The sequence below is a fragment of the Arthrobacter sp. ISL-30 genome (assembly GCF_018613855.1).
Taxonomy (GTDB): Bacteria; Actinomycetota; Actinomycetes; order Actinomycetales; family Micrococcaceae; genus Arthrobacter.
In genome coordinates this window covers 23,159-45,346 of record NZ_JAGGPK010000022.1, presented here as the reverse complement: position 1 = coordinate 45,346, position 22,188 = coordinate 23,159, and the positions used below count along the sequence as shown (strand labels likewise).

13 protein-coding genes are annotated in these 22,188 nt (G+C 60.1%); 7 read left to right on the top strand and 6 right to left on the bottom strand.

The window, feature by feature from the left end:
- Nucleotides 1–172: 172 nt before the first annotated feature.
- From J7E82_RS09385 to J7E82_RS09375, 3 genes are all read right to left on the bottom strand, one after another.
- Entirely contained in the window at nucleotides 173–2,143 is a 1,971-nt protein-coding gene (locus J7E82_RS09385) for a penicillin-binding transpeptidase domain-containing protein (protein WP_308113726.1), read from the bottom strand.
- A gap of 91 nt (nucleotides 2,144–2,234) precedes the next feature.
- Complete coding sequence (locus J7E82_RS09380; RefSeq protein WP_214862343.1) at nucleotides 2,235–3,710, bottom strand: NAD(P)/FAD-dependent oxidoreductase; 1,476 nt, start codon at nucleotides 3,708–3,710, stop codon at nucleotides 2,235–2,237.
- Between the two features lie 10 nt (nucleotides 3,711–3,720).
- The gene (locus tag J7E82_RS09375) at nucleotides 3,721–5,190 is read right to left on the bottom strand and encodes a glycosyltransferase family 87 protein (protein WP_214862342.1); all 1,470 of its coding nucleotides are present in this window, start codon (nucleotides 5,188–5,190) and stop codon (nucleotides 3,721–3,723) included.
- A 155-nt stretch (nucleotides 5,191–5,345) separates the two neighbouring features.
- Between J7E82_RS09375 and J7E82_RS09370 the strand changes: the two genes are divergently transcribed.
- Nucleotides 5,346–5,837, top strand: coding sequence for a hypothetical protein (locus tag J7E82_RS09370; RefSeq protein ID WP_214862341.1), 492 nt, complete (start codon nucleotides 5,346–5,348; stop codon nucleotides 5,835–5,837).
- Nucleotides 5,838–6,172: 335 nt separating this feature from the next.
- On the opposite strand, the gene J7E82_RS09365 is transcribed toward J7E82_RS09370, so the two are convergent.
- Both J7E82_RS09365 and J7E82_RS09360 read right to left on the bottom strand, forming a co-directional pair.
- Complete coding sequence (locus tag J7E82_RS09365; RefSeq protein WP_214862340.1) at nucleotides 6,173–6,757, bottom strand: histidine phosphatase family protein; 585 nt, start codon at nucleotides 6,755–6,757, stop codon at nucleotides 6,173–6,175.
- Complete coding sequence (locus J7E82_RS09360) at nucleotides 6,758–8,224, bottom strand: CCA tRNA nucleotidyltransferase (protein WP_214862339.1); 1,467 nt, start codon at nucleotides 8,222–8,224, stop codon at nucleotides 6,758–6,760. It abuts the gene before it with no gap.
- A gap of 197 nt (nucleotides 8,225–8,421) precedes the next feature.
- Between J7E82_RS09360 and J7E82_RS09355 the strand changes: the two genes are divergently transcribed.
- The 6 genes from J7E82_RS09355 (at nucleotide 8,422) to J7E82_RS09330 (ending at nucleotide 15,467) form a co-directional block, all read left to right on the top strand.
- Nucleotides 8,422–8,922, top strand: a complete 501-nt coding sequence (locus tag J7E82_RS09355; protein ID WP_214862437.1) for an NUDIX hydrolase — start codon at nucleotides 8,422–8,424, stop codon at nucleotides 8,920–8,922.
- Between the two features lie 49 nt (nucleotides 8,923–8,971).
- Complete coding sequence (murJ, locus tag J7E82_RS09350) at nucleotides 8,972–11,032, top strand: murein biosynthesis integral membrane protein MurJ (protein ID WP_214862338.1); 2,061 nt, start codon at nucleotides 8,972–8,974, stop codon at nucleotides 11,030–11,032.
- 143 nt (nucleotides 11,033–11,175) lie between these two features.
- The gene (locus tag J7E82_RS09345) at nucleotides 11,176–12,888 is read left to right on the top strand and encodes an ABC transporter substrate-binding protein (RefSeq protein ID WP_214862337.1); all 1,713 of its coding nucleotides are present in this window, start codon (nucleotides 11,176–11,178) and stop codon (nucleotides 12,886–12,888) included.
- A 183-nt stretch (nucleotides 12,889–13,071) separates the two neighbouring features.
- A complete protein-coding gene (gene trxB, locus J7E82_RS09340) occupies nucleotides 13,072–14,025 on the top strand; it encodes a thioredoxin-disulfide reductase (protein WP_214862336.1) in 954 nt (317 codons plus the stop codon).
- A gap of 39 nt (nucleotides 14,026–14,064) precedes the next feature.
- Nucleotides 14,065–14,391: a thioredoxin gene (gene trxA / locus J7E82_RS09335; RefSeq protein ID WP_214862335.1), complete on the top strand. Its 327-nt coding sequence runs from the start codon at nucleotides 14,065–14,067 to the stop codon at nucleotides 14,389–14,391.
- A gap of 902 nt (nucleotides 14,392–15,293) precedes the next feature.
- Nucleotides 15,294–15,467: a hypothetical protein gene (locus tag J7E82_RS09330; protein WP_214862334.1), complete on the top strand. Its 174-nt coding sequence runs from the start codon at nucleotides 15,294–15,296 to the stop codon at nucleotides 15,465–15,467.
- A gap of 5,522 nt (nucleotides 15,468–20,989) precedes the next feature.
- Here the strand turns inward: J7E82_RS09330 and J7E82_RS09325 are convergent.
- Entirely contained in the window at nucleotides 20,990–22,186 is a 1,197-nt protein-coding gene (locus tag J7E82_RS09325) for a ParB/RepB/Spo0J family partition protein (RefSeq protein ID WP_214862333.1), read from the bottom strand.
- Between the last annotated feature and the right edge of the window lie 2 nt (nucleotides 22,187–22,188).

Sequence of the window (22,188 nt, the reverse complement as noted above, 5' to 3'; positions counted from 1 at the left end):
CGACGGCGTGGCCATCAGCCCCGGGATCGCAACGACCCTCTGCACCGTGGCCTCTTCCCGTCGCCGACTAGATATCGCCGACAGCATCATCCCCTAGGTCATCCTCTCTCCCTTCCGGTCGCCCAATCACCGACCCTCCCTCACTGTTCGTGAGTATGGGATGCTTCGCGGCTCAGCCGGCGGCGGTCAGGAATGCCTTCAGCAGCGGACCGCTCGTGGTGGCACCGAATCCGCCGTCTTCCACGAACACGGCCACGGCCAGGTCTCCATGGGTGGCCACGATCCAGGCGTGCGTCTTGGGCGGGTTCTCGTTCCCAAATTCGGCAGTTCCCGTTTTCGCATTGACCGGCGCGCCCGGTACGTCGGCCAGGAAGCCCGCATGGCCGGACGTGACGACCGCGCGCATCATCTCTCCGAGGGCTGCTGCCTCCTCCTTCGTCACCGGCGTTTCCGGGGCTTTCGCAGTGGGCGCGGGCGGCTCTCCCGAGGCTGTGACTGACGGGGACGACGACGGCGAGACAGTCTTCGCCGCCGCCGCACCGGCGTCGGCGTTAAGCACGAGCTGGGGCGAAACGGGGGAGCCCTTGGCAACCGATCCGGCCATGATGGCCGCTGCCAGGGGCGAGACCAGCACTTTGCCCTGGCCGATCATGGACGCTGCGTGCTCGGTGCCTTCGGCGGTTCCCGGGACCGAGCCAAGGAAAGCGGACGCCCCTAGCTTGGGGGCCTCAACGGCAATGCCCAGGGAGGTTGCTGCCGACTCCAGCTGTGCCTGGCTGACTGTGTTCCGGGCATTGATGAAGGCCGTGTTGCAGGAGTGTGCAAAGGCGTCGCGGAGGGTCACAGTTCCCAGGGAACTGGCCGGATAACCCTCGGCGTTCTTGAATGTCCTACCGTCAACGGTGAGGGTAGGAGGGCATTCGACCGTGGAATCGGGGGTCATGCCGTTGCGGATCATGGCCAGGGAGTCCACGATCTTGAAGGTAGAGCCCGGAGCGTACTGGCCCAGCATCGCGGTGTTATAGCCGTTGCTGCCCGGTCCCGAGGCCGCCGCGAGGACTGCGCCGTCGGAGGGCCGCAAGGCGACGAGCGCGGATGCGGGGCCCACCTTTGACAGCGTGTCCTCTGCGAGTTGCTGCAGCCCTGGATCGAGGGTGGTCTTCAGCGCAGTGCCCGGGATAGCCTCCGTGCTGAACAGTTCCCTGCTCACGGGCGTGGAACCGTCAGCGGGTTTCTCTGTGGAGACGGCATTAACCTGCACCCCGTCAGTGCCGCGCAGCAGGGTGTCGTACTGTTCCTGAAGGCCGCCCCGGCCTGTGGAATCCCCTGCCTTGAGGGCGCCGTTGGACTGCTCGATCTGCTCAGCGCTGGCCTGGCTGACGCTTCCCAGCAACGGCCGGGCAAATGTTCGCGTGGGGGCAAGCGCCATGGTGTCCTCGACACTGATGGCCCCGGGAATCTCTCCCAGTTTTGCCACCGTGATTTCCTCGGTGAATGCCCGCAGGACGATGGCTTCGACGAAGGCCTCAGGCCCGAAGTCCGCAACCTGCTTAACATAGGTGTCCACGTCCAGTCCCACCAGCCCGGCAAGGACCCGAGCCGAGGCTGCAGCCTGTTCCGCAGAGACCTTAGTCTTGTCGATGCCGATGCGGAGCACGGGCCGGTCGACCACGATCGGCGCGTCTCCCGCCCCCAGGATCTCACCGCGCTTGGCTGTGGTGGTCTTGACCTGGACCACTTCCTGCTCACCGAGCTCAGGCGCCAGCAGCGCAGGACTCCACTGTGTCCGCCACTGGTCATCGGTCTTTTCCAAGGTGGCCTGCACGGTGTACTTCCACTCGGCCGATCCGATCTTCCACCGGTAGTCGAGGGGGACCGTAGCCGAGCCGCCGTCGAGCTTCACCTCGCCGGAGCTTACTTCCGGCTTGGAATCCAGGGCTGCGAAGACGCTCTTAAGCTGCTCATTCGCCGCTGCCCCCTCCTTGCCCGCGAGGGGAAGCGCGCCGACATCCAGTCCTGCCAACGACGATGCCAGTGAATTGGCGGCGTCCTGGGCAGCGGCACGGCCATCGTCGCAGGCAGCCAGCGAGCTGGCCGTCAACAGTGCTACAAGACCACAGACAAGTTTTCGAGTTATCCCCACTCGCGACATTATGCCTCACGCCACTGACAGGCCGGGTTCAAGGCGCTGCCCTCCCGATTGAATCCTTGGACTTTTGCCTTGAAGCGGAATCTCACGCGCTTTGGCTAAGCGCCGGGACCTCCAGCCCGAATATGTCCTTGAGTGCATGTTTCGCCGCGAGGTGGCCAGGCATTCCAGTGACACCGGGCCCTGGCGGGGTTGATGATGAGCACAGGTAAACCCCGCGAAGCGGAGTTCGCCACGGCACCCGAGATAGCACCGGCCGCTGCAGCAGGCCGCGGACATCCATAATTCCTGCTCCAAAATCGCCCCCCACATAGTTGGGGTTATACGCGGCCAGTCCCGCCGCCGTCGTGGTGTGGCTCGAGACGATTGTGTCCCGGAAGCCCGGGGCAAATCTTTCTATCTGAGCGGTAACTTCCTCCGCCATATCCTTGTCAGATCCGGCCGGTGCATGGCAGTAGGCCCAGAGAACGTGGCGCCCCTGAGGTGCGCGGCTTGGGTCGAACCACGAGGGTTGTGAGACGAGAACATACGGCCGATCCGAATGCCTTCCGGCGGCGACGGCGTTCTCGGCCGCTGCCGTCTCCGCCCTTGTCCCGCCTACGTGAACTGTGGCCGCCTCCGCCAGAGCCTGCTCCTTCCATGGCACAGGCGCGGACAGGATGTAGTCCACCTTGCAAGCCGCGTTTCCATATCGGAAGCGCTCGAGCCGCCTGCGGTAGGAGGAAGGAAGCCACTCTCGTCCCATCTGGAGCAGTCCTTGCGGGGCTGTGTCCAACAGGACAGCCTTGGCGCCATTGACGCCGTCGCCGTGCAGGCGGTCACCGAAGACCTGGTCAAGGGAGTCCACAAAAACGCTTGTTTCGATCCTGCCGCCGTGCGCTAAAAGGTCAACCGCCATGGCACGGGCGATGGAGGCGGAACCGCCAACAGGAATGGGCCAGCCTCTAGCGTGGGCCAGCGCTGTCAGCATGAGTCCCGCGCCGGCTGCGGTCAGTGCCGGAAGGGGCGAGACGGCGTGGGCGATGGTTCCGGTGATGAGCGCTGGAGCCAGCTCCCCCGAGAAGCGCCGCCCCCACAGCCGCGTTCCCTGCTCCAGGGTGGCGCGGGCAAGCTGCATCGCGGCCAATGGGTCCCGGGGCACCCGGAGCAACTGATTCATGGTGACGTCCAGCAGGCCATCCAGCCGTTCGACGAGGGGTGCCATCAGCTTCCGGTAGGCCTGTCCGTCTGCTCCCAGCCCCTGCACCGTCTTGTCGAGGGACCGGTAGGCCAGGGCGACCTGACCGCTGTCCAGCGGATTGGCGAAGGCAAGCTCGGGAACCACGAATTCCATTCGTCGGTCCAGTTCGAAGGCCCGGAAGAACGGGGAGGCCAGCGCCATGGGATGCACGGCCGAGCATATGTCGTGAAGGTGGCCAGGCTCCATCAGCTCCTTCGTCCGAAGTCCGCCGCCAAATGACTCGGCTCCCTCGTAGACGTGTACCTCCAGCCCTGCCCGGGCCATTGTCACGGCAGCCGCGAGTCCATTCGGACCGGAACCAACGACGACGACGTCAGGCATAGCAGGCCTCCTAGCCTAGGGCCTTGGTACCCCGCCAAGGCAGCAGGGACGCGGACGGGTTGACGGGATCAAGGCGCAGCCAGTCCGGCGCCTCGTCAAAGGGACCGCCATGTAGATCGTCGCTGCCGTGCCGGCGAAGGGGATCGGACCGGGGGTCCCAGACGTCGAACGCCACCCGCACCATCAAATATGCCGTAGAAGCCATATGCAGCATCACCGCGAAGACGTAATACGGCATGTCGATATTGTTCTGGGCCGAACCCGCGCTTGTCACCTGTCCCAGGTACATCCACACGGCTCCCCAATGCAGGCCCTCAGCCGCCTGCCAGAGCAGGAAATCGCGCCAGTTGGGCCTGGCCAGGGCCAGGAGAGGAACCAGCCAGATGACGAACTGGGGCGAATAGACCTTGTTGGTCAGGATGAAGGCAGCCACGATCAGGAACACCAGCTGGGCCAGCCGTGGCCGCCGGGGGGAGCAGAGTGCCAGTATGCCGATGAGTATGCACACGAGCAGAAACAGGTTGGTGGCCGCCGAGTTGATCGTCCCCGCTTCAAGCTGGACCCAGTTCATCCGTCCAGCGATGAGGTTGTAGGCGAACCATACTGAGCTGTAACCGGCGGGGCGGTCTTCGGAGAACTGGAAGAAATATTTCCACCCGGCCGGATTCATTGCGGCGATCGGCAGATTCACGGCCAGCCAAGCCACCGCTGCGGCTCCCGAGACGACCAGGAAGGGACGGATCTTTCCGCTGCGGAGGGCGAGTAGGAACACTGCTCCCAGGAAAAGCAGGGGGTAGAGCTTGGTGGCCGTCCCGAGGCCGATAAAAATTCCGGCCAACCCAGGGTGGTTTCGGGCGAAAAACAGCATGGCGACCGCAAGCATGGCCACTGCCCACATGTCCCAATTGATGAAGCCGGCCAGGATTATTCCCGGTGCTACGGCCACCATGGCCGCGTCCCAGGAGCGTACCCGGCTCATTCTGGCCGTTGCGACGACAGTGACAATCCAGACCGCGGCGATCAGGGTGGCATTGACGTCGAAATAGCCGAGGATGCGTGCGTCGCCAACTTCCTCGCCTCGCACCAAAAAGGCAGTGGCTCCCGCAATCAGCCCCATAATCACCGGGTACTCGAAGAAGCCTTCCTGGCTAAAAAAGGGGAAGATCCCCTCGCCGAGGCCCCTGTTCCGGAACAGTTCCGGAAAGTCCGAATAGCAAGTGGCGTAGAACTGCACGGGGTTGTGCCATCCCTGGGAGCGGCAATGGTTCTTGACCACTACTGCAAGTAGCGCCGCGATCACCGTCAGGACGATGAGGACGCGTTCCACAGTGAAGACGCCCGGCGATACAAGACCGGGAGCGGAACGGTTCCCCAAGGGCCCGCCAACGATTTCCGTAAAATTCCGCAACAAGGCATCACAGCGGCTGGGTACAACAAAGCGCGCACGCCTCGACTGCCGGTGCGGCTTTGTCTCCTGCATGGTTTCGAGCATACCGTCCGCAAAAACGTGGAGCCCACGCATTGTGGCGTGGGCTCCACGCAGGCCTCGACGCGAACCACCGGATGCTCCTTCTTGCTGCAGGACCAGGTTGCTGCAGGATCAGGCGTTTGGCGTCAACGGATAACGGTCATCATGTGCAGCACGACAAATACGTCCTCGCGCCGCTGGTCCAGCAGTTGTCCATTGAAGATGGTGCGATCCTTTTCAACGGGCTTTCCGTTGTAAATCTCGATGTCTTTTGGCTTTCCCAAGTTTCACCTCCTTTCATGATGTTTGCCTCTGGCATTTTGGACACGACAAATAAAGCCTCATATTTAGCTGGACAAAACAGGGAGCATTTATGGCAGGGACGAATTACGAATGAGGCGGACCGCCTGTATTTGCAAAAACCGAATATCCGATTGCGTTCGCATTTACAGGCTCTATTCCCGCCACGACTGTCAGCCGGCCCTATTCAGCTCGTCCCGGTCAGCACTATGCCAGCAAGGATCGGGCTGAAGCCGTCAGGATCGGGCGCCAAGCCGTCAGGTCAAAATGGGGATGATTTCCGTCGCAGTCCATACTTTCGCGGAGAACTGGCGTTGCCACTGGCAGTCGGCAAACCGCTGATATTCCCCGGGCAGTAGGGCCGGGCCGGAATATCAGGAATGCGTCAAGGTGCCAGCGACAGGCAAGTCAACACGACCAGACCAAAAATGATCAGGAATGCGCGGTGACTCTAAATTGGCGCCAGAGTACATGGGAAGTCGGGAGTGCGGCGACGTTCATCATCCGTCCGCTAGTCAAAGTAATCAATTTTCCCAACCTCCTTTTCCTCTTTGGCGCTGCCGCAACATGACCGGACAACGCGCGCTCTCTATCCCGGCGTATCGCTCTGGGATTGATAATAAAGCTACACCATGAATTGGCGCATTGACCACCGAATTAGCAGAAATAGCCAAAAAAACTTCGAAAGAGGGAATTAGAGTCCCCAGCGGACGATTGCGGGCGTCCTCTTATCCCAACCAAGCGTGCATACCTTGGCTGTTCCCAGGAGGAAACGACGACCCTCCTTGGGACCCATTTCGAGCCAGCGAGCAGTGAGGACGCGGGAAAAATGCCCGTGCCCCACAATCAGCACATTATCCATCCCCGACTCCAGGACACGCGCGATAATCTTGTCCGCCCGCGCCGCCACCTCATCCAAGGTCTCACCGTTGGGCACCCCGTCCGTCCAGATCAGGTAGTCGGGGTTGTCCTTGCGGATGAGGTCCGAACTGACTCCCTCATAGTCGCCATAGTTCCATTCCACGGCGAGGGGTTCGTGAACGGCGTCCGGATATCCCGCAAGCTCGGCTGTCCTCCGTGCGCGGCGCAGGGGAGAAGTCAGCACCAGGTCAAACTCGATCCCCTCAAGGACCTTGCGGGCCTCGACAGCCTGCTGCTCGCCCTCGACAGTCAAGGGTAGGTCAGTGAGTCCCGTGTACTGTCCGCTCTTTGACCATTCGGTCTCACCGTGCCGCAGGATCCAGAGCTGCGGACGGGCGGTGTTCGCTGGGGCGTTCACTTAGGACTCCTCGATGTTTGATAGTTCGACGGCGGTTGCGGATTCCGGCTGCTCAGCCCACCACGCCCGAAGTTTGGAGACCGCCTCGTCGTGGGCCAGCGGTCCGTGTTCCATCCGCTCCTCCAACAGGAACTTGTACGCCCTACCCACTACAGGTCCTGGCTTGAGGCCAAGAAGTTCCATAATCTGCGCCCCATCCAGGTCAGGACGGATCGCGTTCAGGGACTCCTGTTCAGCCAGAGCGGCGATGCGGTCCTCGAGGTCATCGTAGGCGAAGGACAGGCGGTCCGCTTTGCGTTGATTGCGAGTGGTGACGTCGGACCGGGTCAGTCGGTGCAGGCGTTCCAGCAGGGGACCGGCGTCCGTTACGTACCGGCGCACAGCCGAGTCTGACCAGCCGGCATCGCCGTAGCCGTAAAAGCGCATGTGCAGTTCAACGAGTTTGGCCACGGCCTTGATGGTGTCGTTGTCGAAGCGGAGCGCCTTCATCCTCTTGGTCGTCAGCTTGGCACCCACCAGGTCGTGGTGGCGGAAGCTCACCGCCCCGCCGGGTTCGAAGCGCCGCGTAGCCGGCTTACCGACGTCGTGCATCAACGCAGCAAACCGCAAGACGAAATCAGGCCCCGGCACCGGGCCGTCAGGGCCGGTCTCCAGCTGTGCCGCCTGCTCAAGGACCTGCAGCGAGTGCTGGTAGACATCCTTGTGGCGGTGATGTTCGTCAGCCTCAAGACGGAGCGCGGAAACTTCCGGCAGCACGAACTCGGCAAGCCCGGTGTCCACCACGAGGTCGATGCCCACACGAGGCCGTGCACCGGTAATAAGCTTCGTGAGTTCATCGCGGACGCGTTCGGCGGAGATGATCTTGATCCGCTCGGCCATCTGCGTCATGGCAAGCCGCACGTCGTCACGCACAGTGACGCCCAGCTGGGATGAAAAACGGGCAGCGCGCATCATGCGGAGCGGATCGTCGGAGAAGGAGGCTTCAGGAGCCCCCGGAGTGGCGAGTATGGAGGCATGGAGGTCCCGAATGCCGCCGAATGGATCGATCAGTTCGAGCGCAGGCAGGCGAAGAGCCATGGCATTAATGGTGAAATCACGACGCTGGAGGTCGTCGATGAGCGAGGTGCCGAAGGCCACCACGGGTTTACGCGACTCCGGATCGTAGGCTTCGGCACGGTAGGTGGTGATTTCGATCTGGAAGCCCGCCTTGCGCATTCCGATCGTGCCGAAGGCGCGACCGATCTCCCAGAATGTATCCGCCCACTTCTTGATCACGGCAATCGTCTGGTCCGGCGTTGCATCGGTGGTGAAGTCCAGGTCCGGTGAGATGCGGCCAAGGAAAAGGTCCCGTACAGGACCTCCGACCAGGGATAGCTCGTATCCGGCGTCAACGAAGCGCTGACCGAGGTCCAGGACCACGGGATCCATCTTGAAGTTGACTGAAGAGCTGTCCAATACGTGCGCCATAGTTCCTTAAGCTTGGCAGAAAACGGGGCATCAACTACACCAAAACCGTGTAGTTACGATGTGAAGCCGATTAATGCAGTCACACGCAGTACACCTCAAGGCCATGTTCCGGTCATCACCACAGGACAAGAGTCGTTAGAGTGGACTTCATGGCCAACCCGATTCCGAGTGCTCCCGGCAGGAGGACAAACGCACCGTTGCCGTCGGCGATCGGTGCCCATGTCGCGCCTGCCCCGCACCCGGCCCAGGCCTCCCTTCCCACAGTGGAAGAGGTCTCAGCGGGTGGCGTTGTTGTTGACACGTCCGACGGCGACCTCCGGGTCGCGATCATCGCCCGCCTTAATAGGGGTGGCCGGCTTGAATGGTGCCTGCCGAAGGGCCATCCGGAGGGCAAGGAGAACAACGAGCAGGCTGCAGTACGTGAGATCGCCGAGGAAACGGGGATCGAAGGCAATATCCTGGCGCCCTTGGGCAGCATTGACTACTGGTTTACGGTCAGCGGCCACAGAGTCCACAAGACCGTGCATCATTTCCTGCTTCGTGCCACGGGCGGGGAATTGACCATCGAAAACGACCCCGACAAGGAGGCTGTCGACGCCGCCTGGGTTCCCATCCAGGATTTGGCGCGCAAGCTCTCCTTCCCCAACGAACGCCGTATCGCGGACCTGGCACGGGAAGTCCTTCCAGAGCACCTCTAATCCTGCCGGATACCGTTCCAGGCAGCACCATGGTGAGACTATAGAGGCGATGTCAGCAGCCAAAGCAAACCAGTCGGTCCAGTCCGGAGAAGCCCGTTCCAGCGCCATCATGGCGGCCGGAACGCTCGTTTCCCGGTTCCTTGGGTTCGCCAAGACCTGGATGCTGGGAACGGCCCTCGGCCTGGGCTCCACCGTCAATGACACGTTCATCAACGCCAATAACCTCCCCAACCTGATCTTCCTGCTCGTGGCCGGTGGAGTCTTCAACGCGGTCCTGGTTCCGCAGATCATCAAGGCGAGCAACGCTCCGGACAGGGGAGCGGACTACATCAGCCGCCTTTTGACGCTGGCTGTGCTCGTCCTGCTTGGGCTGACACTCCTGGTGACGCTGTTTGCGCCCCTGGTCATCGACCTCACAACTCAGGGCTACTCGCCCCCGCAGAAGGCCCTGGCTGTAACCTTTGCGTTCTGGTGCCTGCCGCAGATCTTCTTCTACGGGCTCTATGCCCTCCTCACGCAGGTCCTAAACGCGCATGGTGCGTTTGGACCCGCAATGTGGGCCCCCATCCTGAACAATGTTGTGGCAATAGCCGGCCTGGGAATGTTCATCTGGATCCTGGGCGCGAACGCCACCAATCCGCACACCCTGGACAATTGGGGCGACTTCCAGACGTTCCTCGTCGCCGGGTTCTCCACCGTCGGCGTTGTCTCCCAGACTGCCATCCTGCTCATACCGGTGATGAAGCTGCGCCTGGGCATCCGGCCGCGCTTCGGATGGCGCGGCGTCGGACTTGGCCACGCCGCCAGGTTGAGCATCTGGACCCTGCTGACTGCCGCCGTCGGGCAGTTGGCGTTCCTGTACGTCATGAGGATCGCCACTATTCCAGGCGCCGAGCGGCTCCGCCTCCAGCAGAACGGCGATCCCGCGGCGGAGGCGCTCCCCGGCAACGCGATCCTCGAGGTGGCCAGCCAGCTGTATCTGCTGCCGCACTCGATCATCGCCCTGTCCCTGGCCACCGTCCTTTTTAACCGTATGACCCGCGCCTCGCAGGACGGGAACAGGGGTGAGCTTCGGGACGCCCTCTCCCATGGCTTGCGGACTATGGCGGTGGCCACCGTGTTTGGGGCGCTTGCGCTCTTCGCCCTGGCCGGCCCGCTGGGAATGTTCTTCTCCGGCGGCAAGCTGCAGGACGGCGTCATGCTCGCGCAGACCCTCACCATCCTGGCCCTGAGCACACCATTCATGAGCGCCAACTTCATGATGTCCAGGGTCTTCTACGCCAACGAGGACGCCCGGACGCCGTTCTACATCCAGGTGATGCTGGCGCTGCTGAACGTGGTGGGCGCCTTCGCCATCCAGTTCCTGCCGGTGGGCCAGATCATCTACACGATCGCCATCCTGTACACGCTCGGCAACATCCTGTCGGTGGTGATCAGCGCCGCGTTCCTGCGCCGGCTGCTGGGAAACCTGGATGGCCCGAGGGTGGCCAATTCCTATATCCGGATGGGCTATGCGGCGCTTGGCTCGGCCCTGGCCGGTGCCCTCGCGCTCTGGCTTTTGGGCAGTTACCAGGCGGACGGCTTCGCCTGGAGCAGCCGGCTGGCAGCTTTGGTGACCATCGTCGTCGTCGGACCCGTCATGCTGGTGGCCTATTTCTTCCTGCTGCGCCTTTTCCACGTCAGCGAGCTCCAGGACCTCCTGCGACCCCTGCTCGGCAGGCTCGGCAAGGGTCCGAAGCCACAGCGGGCCACCGTCTCCGATGACACCGGCCTGATCCCGCGGATCTCCGGGGAGTTCGACGCCGCCTCCTACCGTGCGGGGCCAATCGCCCACCACTCCGACAAGGAAGAGCACCTCCCCGCCGGACATGGGGATTCGCGGGACGACAAGTCCGACGGCGGCGCGGCGGACGGGGAGGCGGTCGACGTCGGCGCTGCGGGAGGGGAGAATCACGACGGCGGCAAACCGTACCTTCCGCAGGAGGAAGTACCCAATACGGCGCAGGGTAGTTTCGGCCGCCCGGAGATCCCCTTGCCCGGCCGGAGAACCTATCAGGGCCCCGCCGGGAGGAACCCCTACTTCCACCGCCAGTCCCGTCGGAAACGGTGACATCCCCCGGTCAACCCCGGCGTGCCGCGCTCAATCCGCTAGGATCAGAAGCTAATACAGGTAGTTTGCAGACCAGGCTGGAATGGCTGGACGGAAGACCAGTGTGCAGGATCTGCAACTCCCGGACAGTCTAGGAGGAACCCGTGTCCCATCCGATCGATGTCGGATCAGTACTTGGCGGCCGTTATAGGGTAACCGCCACCGTATTGACCTCGCACGACCAGGATCTGGTGCTCGACGGCGTGGACCAGGTCCTCAATCGACCCGTCAGCATTCTCGTGGCCGGTCCCGGAAATGCCGAACAAGTAGCGCAGAGTGCCCGCGAAGTGGCCACGGGGGAGCGCCCGGGCAACGTCCAGATCCTGGACCTCGGCGTCAGCGACAACACCACGTACCTCATCACCAACCACAGCAGCGCGCCGGACCTCCTGGATCTCGTAGTGGCAGCGAATCCGCCCTACGTGGAGCCCTTCTTCACCGATACTTTGGGCAGCGAAATCTTCGGACAGGCCCGTTCCCGCGAGCCCGAGGCTTACGACGGACTGTACGACGACGAAGAGGACGCCCAGTACATCACGTATGACGACGATCCCTATCGATACCCGAGCACCCGTCCGGCCGAAGCCGCTCCAGCGTCGGATCATGACGGTACGCCGTCCCGCAACGACGCTCCGGCCGCCCGCCGTGCGCCGCTGGTTCCGCCGATGCCGCCGTCGAAGCCTGCCTCCCCGCCCGGCTCGGGAATTGCCGCCAGGCTCGCAGCTGCTGCAGCCGGCGCCGGTGCGGCTGCCTCCGCAGCGGCAGCCGCGGTAAAGAGTTCCGGGAACAAGGCTTCGTCGGAGGAAGACACTGCGGGGTCCGGAGCACGTCCAACTCCGTCCACCGCACCCCAGGATGTCCAGCCGAGCCCTGCGACACAACCGTTCCAGGCGCCCAAGGCATCCATGCCGATGACCAGCACCGAATCTTCCGAAGAAGAATCGCCCAAGGTGTCCCTCTGGTCCGAAGAGGACTACGGCTTCGTTAACGCCGGTGGAGCGTCAGCCAGGGGAGCCGGCTCGGCCGAGCGGGAGCAGACCGCGGATCGTGGCCGGGCGGTGGGCGCTGCTGGCGCTCTCGGGTATGCGGATTCGGGTAATGGGCGTGATGCCGGACGGTTCCCGTCCACCCCCGACCGTGAAGAGTTTGAGGACGAGGACTACGACGACGAGCCCGAGCGCGAGCCTCGCTCGCTCCGCTGGCTTGTTGGTGGAATTCTTGCCGCAGTTCTCGTAATCGGACTGATCCTGGCTGTCACCAACCTGGGCAGCTTCCTCGGACAGCCGGCCGCGACTGAAGCTACTACCTCCGCCCCTTCGGACGCCGGTACTTCCGAACCGTCCCCGTCGGCGAGCACAGCGCCCGCTGCCGGCCCGCCCGCCATCGAGGGCATCACCAGGCTGGGCTCCTTCGATTTCGCGCAAAGCTACGACAAGGACTTGCCCAAGGCATTCGATGGGAACGCAGCGAGCTACTGGTCTGACATGGAATTTGCCAACCAGAACTGGGGCGGCTTTGCTACTGAAGTTCCCCTCGTCGTGAAGCTGAAGGCGCCTTCGAAGGTCAATTCCATCACACTAAGCCAACTCGGTGCCTCGGGTGGAAGCATCAGCGTTTTCACGAATGACCGCCCCGCTATGGACGGCGCCAAGCACGTGGGCACCAACAGCTTCACCTCGCCGGACTTGACCATGCCGCTGAACGAACCCGTCACCGCTCAGTACGTGATCATCTCCATCAAGAGCCTGCCCAAGCTGGCCGCGCCCAAGACACAGTTTGGCTTCGGCCTGCGCCTGGCTGAAATCAAAGTTCAGTAGGCGTTCGTCCCCCGTTACGCAGCATTTCCCGTTTCCTTGGACGAAGGTTCCAGACGGTACCCTGATAGTTGGCGTCTATCTGTGGTGCCTATGACATGGAATATTCGGCACCTTCAATGAGTTGTGCCCTGTGGCTGGCCCCTGTGGGCCGGTGCGTCGACTAAGGAAGAGGTTCACCGCAACGTGAGCAACGCAAACACTGCGTCCCAAGTACGTGATGTAATCATCGTCGGATCGGGCCCTGCGGGCTACACCGCCGCAGTTTATACGGCTCGCGCCAACATGAACCCGCTGCTCATCGCCGGTTCGGTCACCGCTGGCGGAGAACTGATGAACACCACGGATGTCGAGAACTACCCGGGCTTCCCGGACGGCATCATGGGACCAGACCTGATGGAGAACTTCGAGAAGCAGGCTGCGCGCTTCGGCACTGAGATTCAATTCGAGGATGTAACAGAGCTGGACCTCGAAGGGGATATCAAGACCGTAACCATCGCCACGGGGGAGACCTTCAAGGCCCGCGCCATCATTCTTTCCACCGGCTCCGCTTACCGTGAGCTCGGCCTAAAGAACGAGAAGCGACTCTCAGGCCACGGTGTTAGCTGGTGTGCAACCTGTGACGGTTTCTTCTTCAAGGACCAGGACATTGCCGTAATCGGTGGCGGGGACTCGGCTATGGAGGAAGCTCTCTTCCTGACGAAGTTCGCCAGGTCCGTAACTGTTGTGCACCGCCGGGATACGCTCAAGGCTTCCAAGATCATGGGCGACCGCGCGCAGGCACACGAGAAGATCAGGTTCCTGTGGAACACCGCCGTCGAGGACGTCCTTGGCGCGGACAAGGTAACCGGACTGAAACTAAAGAACCTGGTGGATGGCACTGAGTCAGAGCTGGCGGTCACCGGAGTGTTCGTGGCCATCGGCAACGACCCCCGCATCGAGCTGGTGAAGGACAAGCTGGAGCTCACGCCTGAGGGCACCATCGCCGTAGACGGCCGCAGCTCTCGTACCAGTATCAAGGGTGTCTTCGCTGCTGGCGATGTCATTGACCCGACCTACCGTCAGGCTGTCACTGCCTCCGGTTCGGGATGTGTGGCGGCTCTTGACGTTGAACACTACCTCGCAGACCTGCACTCCTAATCGGCTAGTCAACAAGTTCATTCGAAGGGAAGAGAACATATGAGCAACGCCAAAGACGTCACAGACGCAAGCTTCAGCACGGACGTCCTCGCCGCCGATAAGCCGGTCATCGTGGATTTCTGGGCAGAGTGGTGCGGTCCTTGCCGCAAGCTCGGCCCCATCCTGGACGAGATCTCTGTGGAGTACGGAGAAAAGATCGACGTCGTCAAGGTGAACGTCGATGATAATCCGGCCATCGCCGCCGAGTACGGAATCACCTCCATCCCTGCTGTCTACCTGTTCTCCGGTGGCGAGGTGAAGAACACCGTTATTGGCGCGAAGCCAAAGCAGTTCTTCGAGAAGGAATTTGCCGACGTACTGTCCTAGCAGTTTCGGGCCAGGCCGCTAGAGGTTTGGGCTATTGCAAGCGTGAAGTGCCGGTGACCACATCCCCACAGGGAGTGGTCGCCGGCACTTTGCTTTCTTCCTAATTCAATGTCAATTGATTTCTTACTGGGCAGAGTTTCGCCTGACGGCTTTGGTTGGCGGTTGCTGGCTTCTTGGGGGTCACTGGGCTACATGGGGTCGTTTGCGTTGCTTCGTATGGCCTCCTAGCGGCGCCTTTTTCTTGTTGGGTTGCGCAATTCTCATCTGAGTCAGGTGCCCTACACGGGATTGTTCTGCCGTAGCATCCCGATCCCCATGTTGCTTCTTTCATACTGGCCCTTGTACTGGCCGGGCTTGGCCTGGCCGGGGTTGGCCTGGCCGGGGTCATCGCACTGGCACTCTTCTTTGGTGTCCGGTCAAAGTGCCGCAATGCTCTATCTGAGCCGCTCGGTCGTTGGATCGGTACTTGAGACGGCGGTCACCAGACCTCCATCCAGCACTGCATGAAGGAGGAGTCCAGGAGGAGAATGTCCCTTGATGAATGAGGGGCTGTCCCGACGGCTTCCCAGTGCCGCCTCGGGAATGGAATCAAGTCAGGCGTGCAGACCGTGGGTGCCGAGCAAGGAAGCTCTTGGTGCGCGGCGGTAAGCATTGAACAATAAGCATTGAACAATACTTCGGTCAAACTTGACCGGAATGGGTTGTCAGCAGTGTTGGCTGCTGTCAGCATCGACGATCAGGCCGGCTAGAGTGCTAAATGAGTTGACTACATGTCTGGGAGGGAAGGAGATAGTTCTCAGAAGGTTTTCGCAGCCAAGCTCACTTTCCGGGCTTTCCGCTGATGGAGCCTGTCCAAGTCTGCTTCGGGCCAGCGAAGGTGCCCGGTGTCTCGTCTGTTTCACGTGAAACAGAGGCAAATCGAGATCCAAGTTGCGGCAGGCGACGACCAGAAGTCTCTGGTTATCGAGCCTATCGAGATCCAGCTTCCGGTAGAGATCGACCGTCAGGCGGCTCTGGATATAGACCCTGTCGCGATCAATGTTCCGACAAGCCCAACCACCAAGCGGCTCGTATGATCGAACCTGTCGAGAAGCCGGTTCCGCGGTCGAAAGGTGATCCGTGGTCCACCTGGAGCACGCTACTCAACGCCAATGGCGTGCCCACGAGCTCTGCGGCCAATCAGATCCAACCAAGTGCCGGATGCTCGCGGGAGTCCATTTCACTCCACGGAGGCCTCACCGTGCACATGGCTAGCTTAGTTAAACTGCACGCCACTCTTACAGGTCCGTAACCCGGTCGAGTACATTCCCGATGATTCGTGATCCCTTCTTGTCAGGGGAATGCGTCCCTTGGAACAGGTGAAAGGACCTTTAATCTCTCGGCATTCCAAACCGTGTTCTTACAGAACGGCTTTCACTCACCGAATGGATGATCTAGGCGGCTGTTGAACCTCAGGCACCACTACGGAAATCCCGCTTCAGTCGCGAAAATGCCGATGTCTTCTTCTTGGTGCCTACGCGCCATACCTAGGCCGATTGCAGGCAAAAATAGGAGTCTCTCTCAGCCTAGGGAACTTATGAATCTATATCTCCCGGAATGCGGGAAGGGGCAGCAAGGAGAGCAGCGCATTCAGAACCTTCGCTGTTTCACGTGAAACAGCGAAGGTTCCGGCCAAACTGTTTTCGCTGTCACTGGTCCTTACGCGCCAAACTTCGCCACTTCATCCACTTGGTCTCCATGAGGCTCCCCGAAGGCTTGGTCCAAGCACAGCAAGCTCATAAAAGCCCTAACGGCCCCCTTCCACTGAAAGGAACAGCAGTTGGGTCCCGCGGTTTCCAGTGAAACCGTGGCAGTGAATCCATCGCGTCGCCAAACTGCTGCGAAAGCGAGCCACATACCGCGGTACTTACGGTCCAAAAGGAGTTATGGCTCCTCTAATCCGACAAGCGACACGGAAACTGGACTATATGTGGTTCAAGAGCAGGCTGCTCCCTAACGGAAATGAGTCTAAGACCCTGCTTACGCACTCATCAAATTACGGCCACAGCCACCGCTTGGCTTGAATGACAGGACTACATTTCGCTGGCGCCTTGGCTCTACGGTTTCAAGAGAAGCGGTGAGCGCACTAACGGATCCTCGGTCGGAACAGCAAATCCAAGAATCAAACACGTGGAACCCCATCCTGTTCAGGGCGGCGACATCTAAAACCAGTCGCAATGGTGTGCCAGAAGGCCGCCCAATCAACGATGCCTCTAATCTCCTTGACTCTCCCAAACCCAGTAAGCCATGGACCGTGCGCCGAAACCAGCCGTGAAGTTCCACCTTCGACGTCATTCCAAGGCGCTGGTGAGGAACCCGCTAAGGCCAATTCAGCGATCGCGGACCCGCTGTGCAGACGGTGCTACTAAGTCTCAGATCGATTATTTGGGGAGCCGATGCCTGCGCCACCACCGCACAATAGACAGGAGCCCCTGACTACTTCATAGTAGCTACAGTCCCGGCCAACGGGTACAAGCCACTACCTGTCCCTCGGTTGGATCAATCGACAGGGACCTTCCCAGAATACGAGAAGGACGACGGAGATTCTCAAGACGACTTACATTGCCCTTCTGAGACAACTTACATTGCCCTTCCGAGGGACGGCTCATTGTGTTAGGGAGCCCTGGCGTCTGTTGGGAAGCTGCCGGCGGTGGTGTCGCGTGGATGAAATCAAGGAACCCCGTCCACTAACATCCGCTACTTCATCCTGTACTAACGGGCCCTTCCGGTGCGGTGACGACGATCCCCGTTCAAGACTGCGAGTCCTCAACGAGTCACAGTTCCTGAAGTCCGCCGTGTCCTGGTCGTTGTACCGAGTGACCTCTACAAACTTTTCTCTACGTCATTCCGTCCACTAACTCCGAGGGGTCAGCGGTCCCGACGTCGTTGAGATACCGACGATTAGTGAGCTGCTAAGGATCGAATTGGCGAAGGGTGACCGCAATCCTTGGTCATTCTGTTTCACGTGAAACACTCTGGGACCCCCTCGACTACCATGACCAAGCGGTCCCTGATTACCCTGGGACTGCAGTCTGAACCCAATTTTCAGACCTCGCCGCGGATCCGGATGAGTGATCCGGAAGGCTCTCGGCTCATCCTGCCAGAAGGGTCCCTGTCCACAGTGGATAAGTTATCCACAGCAATATCCACAGCCCTTCCAGGGGCCCTGTGGATACTGTGGAGAGCTCACGTGTAGGCGATTGCTACTTCGCGGTTCAGCCCGCTTCTCGGAGGTGCTCCCTGGAGGGCCATGCATTGTCGTGACTGCGAACAATGGTGCTTAAGAAATCATAGAAAATGAGTCACTTTCCTGCGTCATATGACCAAAAACACAGTGCCAGTCAGGATACTGAGTCTGTTTCACGTGAAACACCACCCACTCACCTCTTCCGCTGGAAGTCGTTGTAGGGACTGGGTGCACAGATGGAGCCGACCGTAGCGCGACCCAGATCACTTATACACAAAGTTATCCACAGCGATTTCCACAAGGAAATCCACAGCAGAATTCACAGCTTGTGCGGGCTACACTCTCGGCAATAGGGCGTTCCACGTTCCCGGCAGCCACATAGGAAACCCTCCTGGGAGGAACTTATCCAGCAGGAGAGTCGTCCGGAGAGTGTGACATCTGGGATCATTGAGACCCATTTGGGTCAGCCGAATAGTATCTGTTTGACCGGCAGGGTCCGTTAGCTGTGTCGATCTAAGGGCCAGCCACCAAACTTGCTCGAGCCATGCATAGACAGGGTGACTGCCGTCTGTCTGCCGCGTCATCCTATCGAGCCCACGAACCCGCTAGCCTTCCAGTGTCGAGATCTCCAAGGGATTTCGACGTCTATACGAGTTTTAGCTGATGGCCCTCCGACTATCTGCCCGTCGGATCATCCGGCAGGGCAACTGTCTTTCGAACGATATGCAGGCGCTCTATGTCGAGGAACGGAGCTTGAGGAACAGAGCCTGCAGGGGAGTGACCGTCAAGTGCCGGCGAACCAGCCAGTTCACAAACAGCCACCCGTTCCGCTCATGGCATTCATGCCCATGCAGCTAGCTCCACCAGGAAGAGAGTGCCCGGGCGAATGTTGCGCGAGGAGAAGTTGTTGAGCCGCCGCTGAGTGGAATTGGCCTGGTGAGGAACTGCCCCAGTGGAACCAGAGTGTCGAGCAGCGTGCTGCAATTTACGACAGTGGCCGGGGCAGTCGTTCCGGGCTAGTGTCGCCAACGAAATTCACGTCGCTTCGCCATCACGGGACTGTTTCCGCCTCAACCTGTGATGAATAGGAGCGTCGAAGCATCTCCCTACTTGGGTGGTCCAAGGCATGGTCTCAGGTTCAAAAGCGCTGGTAGGGGAGGGGCGGTCTCGATCTTCATATTCCCACAAAGACCGACAACAAGACCTTTCGATGCCCACTTCGGCAAGCTCATCTCAGGGAGACGGTGAGTTGTTTGCCTGAGTGCCGCTATTCAGACCATGGGCAACGGATTCTTCGGCAGGGGTCTTCGTCATGGATCATCACTGGAACGAAGAGCGTCAATAGCGGCACCTCCCCAATGCCAGCTGCTCACGCGCTTGTGCCGGGTTCCTGTGGTGCTTGGGCAAGGTGGTGCCCAGATCGACTTCATAGTGAACCCAGACCTCTTTCGTAGTGACCCTAGACCATAGTCGAGTTGCTGGCGTTATCCCCGCAGTGATCCGCTATAGACACATTTCCACTTTCATATAAGAGCTCAGTAGTTCAGCGACTGGTGCCTTCGGTAATGACAGTCCCGCCCTTTTCCGTCGAACGGTTCCTAATGCCCGGGCTCGCGTCCAGGCCCTTCCTGTAGATGCCAAATACGAAGCTCACTTACAAAGATATGAAGCCAGCTTCCTTTTAGGCGTGGCTTAATACCCATGGAATCGCCGATACCGTTTCACGTGAAACATTCCGCAGATCAGGGTCAGGAGGAGTAGCGACTCCTGCAAGCATCGCTGAAGAGGTCACTGGCCCAAAGGCGCGCACGCATGTTTCATGTGAAACCAGGACTGCCGTTTCACGTGATACACATCCTCTACTCTGTGCCTGGTCGGGGGGCGGAAAGAACGCTCCACCTTGGCCTCTCAGTACAAGCCAGTCCGATTGCTAGGGCCGCATTCAGGAAGACATGTGGGATCAACGACAAGGTCGAACGAGGAGTGCTCAAACGTCGCATTCGATTCGCGCAACCAGCGCCATCAAACGTCTTGGCCATTTCGAAGAGAGTTAACTTCCTCCCTGGGACTGCTCCCGGCTGTTCCGGCCATTCATCTGCATCTTGCGGTCTCTCGGCAGTTCCACAATCCGCCACCTATTTCTTAAGCAATTCCAATAGTTGGGATGCCCGCCAGAGCTATCACCACCTAGGCGTGCCCGTTTCCATCGTTGCTGGATTTGCGTGTTGTAATTGGATCCATTGGCAACTGATGAAGACCAAACTCCGGATCGGACTCGGGAACTTCTTGAATGTCACCGCTTGAATCGGGACTTCCGTGGCCACGGACGCGTAAATAGGCGAGCGAGTAGTAGGCGGAGAAGTGGTTAGATTCTGTGCGCGAGTCGAGAGTGGGAAAATTCGAGCGGGACTGCAATCACCATCAGGAAGGCAGAAGGCCCATTGTTTTTACGATTTTCGGAACTCCCCAACCCTAGACTGGGTATAGATCCTTGGCTCGCGAAGGACTGGGGTGCCCAAACCACGGGAAACCAGGCCGCAACCATCATTTGGAGTAGCAGCAATCCGTCCCAGAATGCCTGGGCCTCGTTTTCGTGCCTCCAGCGCCTTCGACACACTCCGCCTGGCAATAGATCCGCAAAACGAGAACAGTGGACTTCCTGAATAGTCGGGCTCGCCACGCGGCGAGCCCGATGGCCAGAACCAGCCTTGTTTCACGTGAAACACGACCACTTACATTGAGATCCAAGGTCAAAGCGGGCCGAAAATGCACGGGCTGATTGGGTAGGAACGTGTTCAACTGGCAACGACACCCTCCATTTCATGTCCCCAGGAAGCACCCAAGATGGGCTACGACCTGCCACACACGAGCAGCTGTAGGCAAGAAGTAGCAACATAGGTGAACCTGCCCCCACCACTTACACAAAGGCCAGGAGCGCCTCCAGCAAGGAATTTCGAAGACGAGCGAAGAGCTCCATTTGGGTATTGAACACGCCCAAAAGGGACGACGAGACTCGTTCGCGGCTGCAGAAATAGCGGAAAGCCTTCCAGAACCTGCTCCTGAGCCGCTATAGGCGCCAACCACCGCCTAAAGCGGCTAGCCAACGCCCTGCTCCGCAACCACAACGAGAGGTTCCTCAGCTCGCGTCATGGCCCCTGTTCAAAGCCCTTCTGGGGGCGAAGGAGGGTCGCCGAAGCATACCAACCACGCCTCAGAAGTGGCTTCTTGCCAGCCAAACACCGTAACAACAGTCGGATTGGGCCAATGCACTTCGAAGGCCAAGATGACGACCTCGGCCGCTACAAACAGGCTCCCTACAAACAAATAGGGACTCGTTCCGAAGAACGAGTCCCAATTTCAAACGAACCAGGTCTAGCTTTCACTTCCGGGGCTCAGTACGTCCATGATGCGGTTCAAGTCTTCAACGCTGGCGAATTCGATGCTCACACGTCCCTTACGGGCACCGAGGGTGATCTTGACGTTCGTATCCAACCGGTCGGACAGCGAGGAAGCCAGATAGTCCAAGCGTTCGTGCCTGGCATTCGGTTTAGGAATATTGTTCTTGGCGGGGGCAGCAGGATCCTGATAGAGGGTGACGGCTTCCTCGGTGGCACGGACCGACATGCCCTCAGCTACGATTTTCTGCGCCAGGCGCTCCATGGCAGCAGCATCTGGCAGGGAGAGCAGGGCACGAGCGTGGCCGGCGGACAAGACACTGGCAGCGACCCTCCGCTGCACCAAGGGAGGCAGCTTCAGCAGTCGGAGTGTATTTGATACCTGAGGACGGGACCGGCCGATGCGGTCCGCCAGCTGTTCATGGGTAGTACCAAAGTCCTCCAACAGCTGCTGATAAGCCGCGGCTTCTTCAAGCGGATTCAGCTGGCTCCGGTGAAGGTTTTCCAGGAGTGCGTCGCGCAGAAGGTCATCATCCGAGGTATCCCGGACGATTGCGGGGATGGTTTCGAGTCCAGCAGCCTGGACTGCACGCCAACGGCGCTCACCCATGACCAGCTCATACGGTTCTCCACCAACTTCGGTTGAAGTACGAACAACAATTGGCTGCAGGACGCCGATTTCGCGAACGGAGTGGATGAGCTCCGCCATATCATCGTCATCAAAGACACTGCGAGGCTGCTTCCGGTTTGGATGAATGTCTGCGACCGGGATCTCGGCAAACCGTGCGCCGGGAACGTCGACGAGATCAGCCTCGGGCGCGAGGGGAATCTCCGGAACCGATTCAATGGCAGTAGCGGCACCGGAGTCAGTTCCGGTAGTCCGTGAATTGGAGCCAGCATTCGACGCACCAGGCTTGGAAGCCTGGGTCATCGGAGCAGCAGTCTTCGTTTGCGCTGACCTCACCCCCGAAGATTCAGCTGATGAATCAGTGGAGTCAAAATCTTCGTTCTCCGTGGAGGGAACCGTGGATTCAGCCGGCCTGCGCGTCTGTTCTGGGAAGAAAAGATCAACCGGACGTGCGGGTGCTGCGCCAGTGACCGCTACACCAGTCGTTGGGGAACTGGGAATGAGAGCCCCAAGACCCCTACCCAGGCCTCGTCGCTTTTCGCTCATAA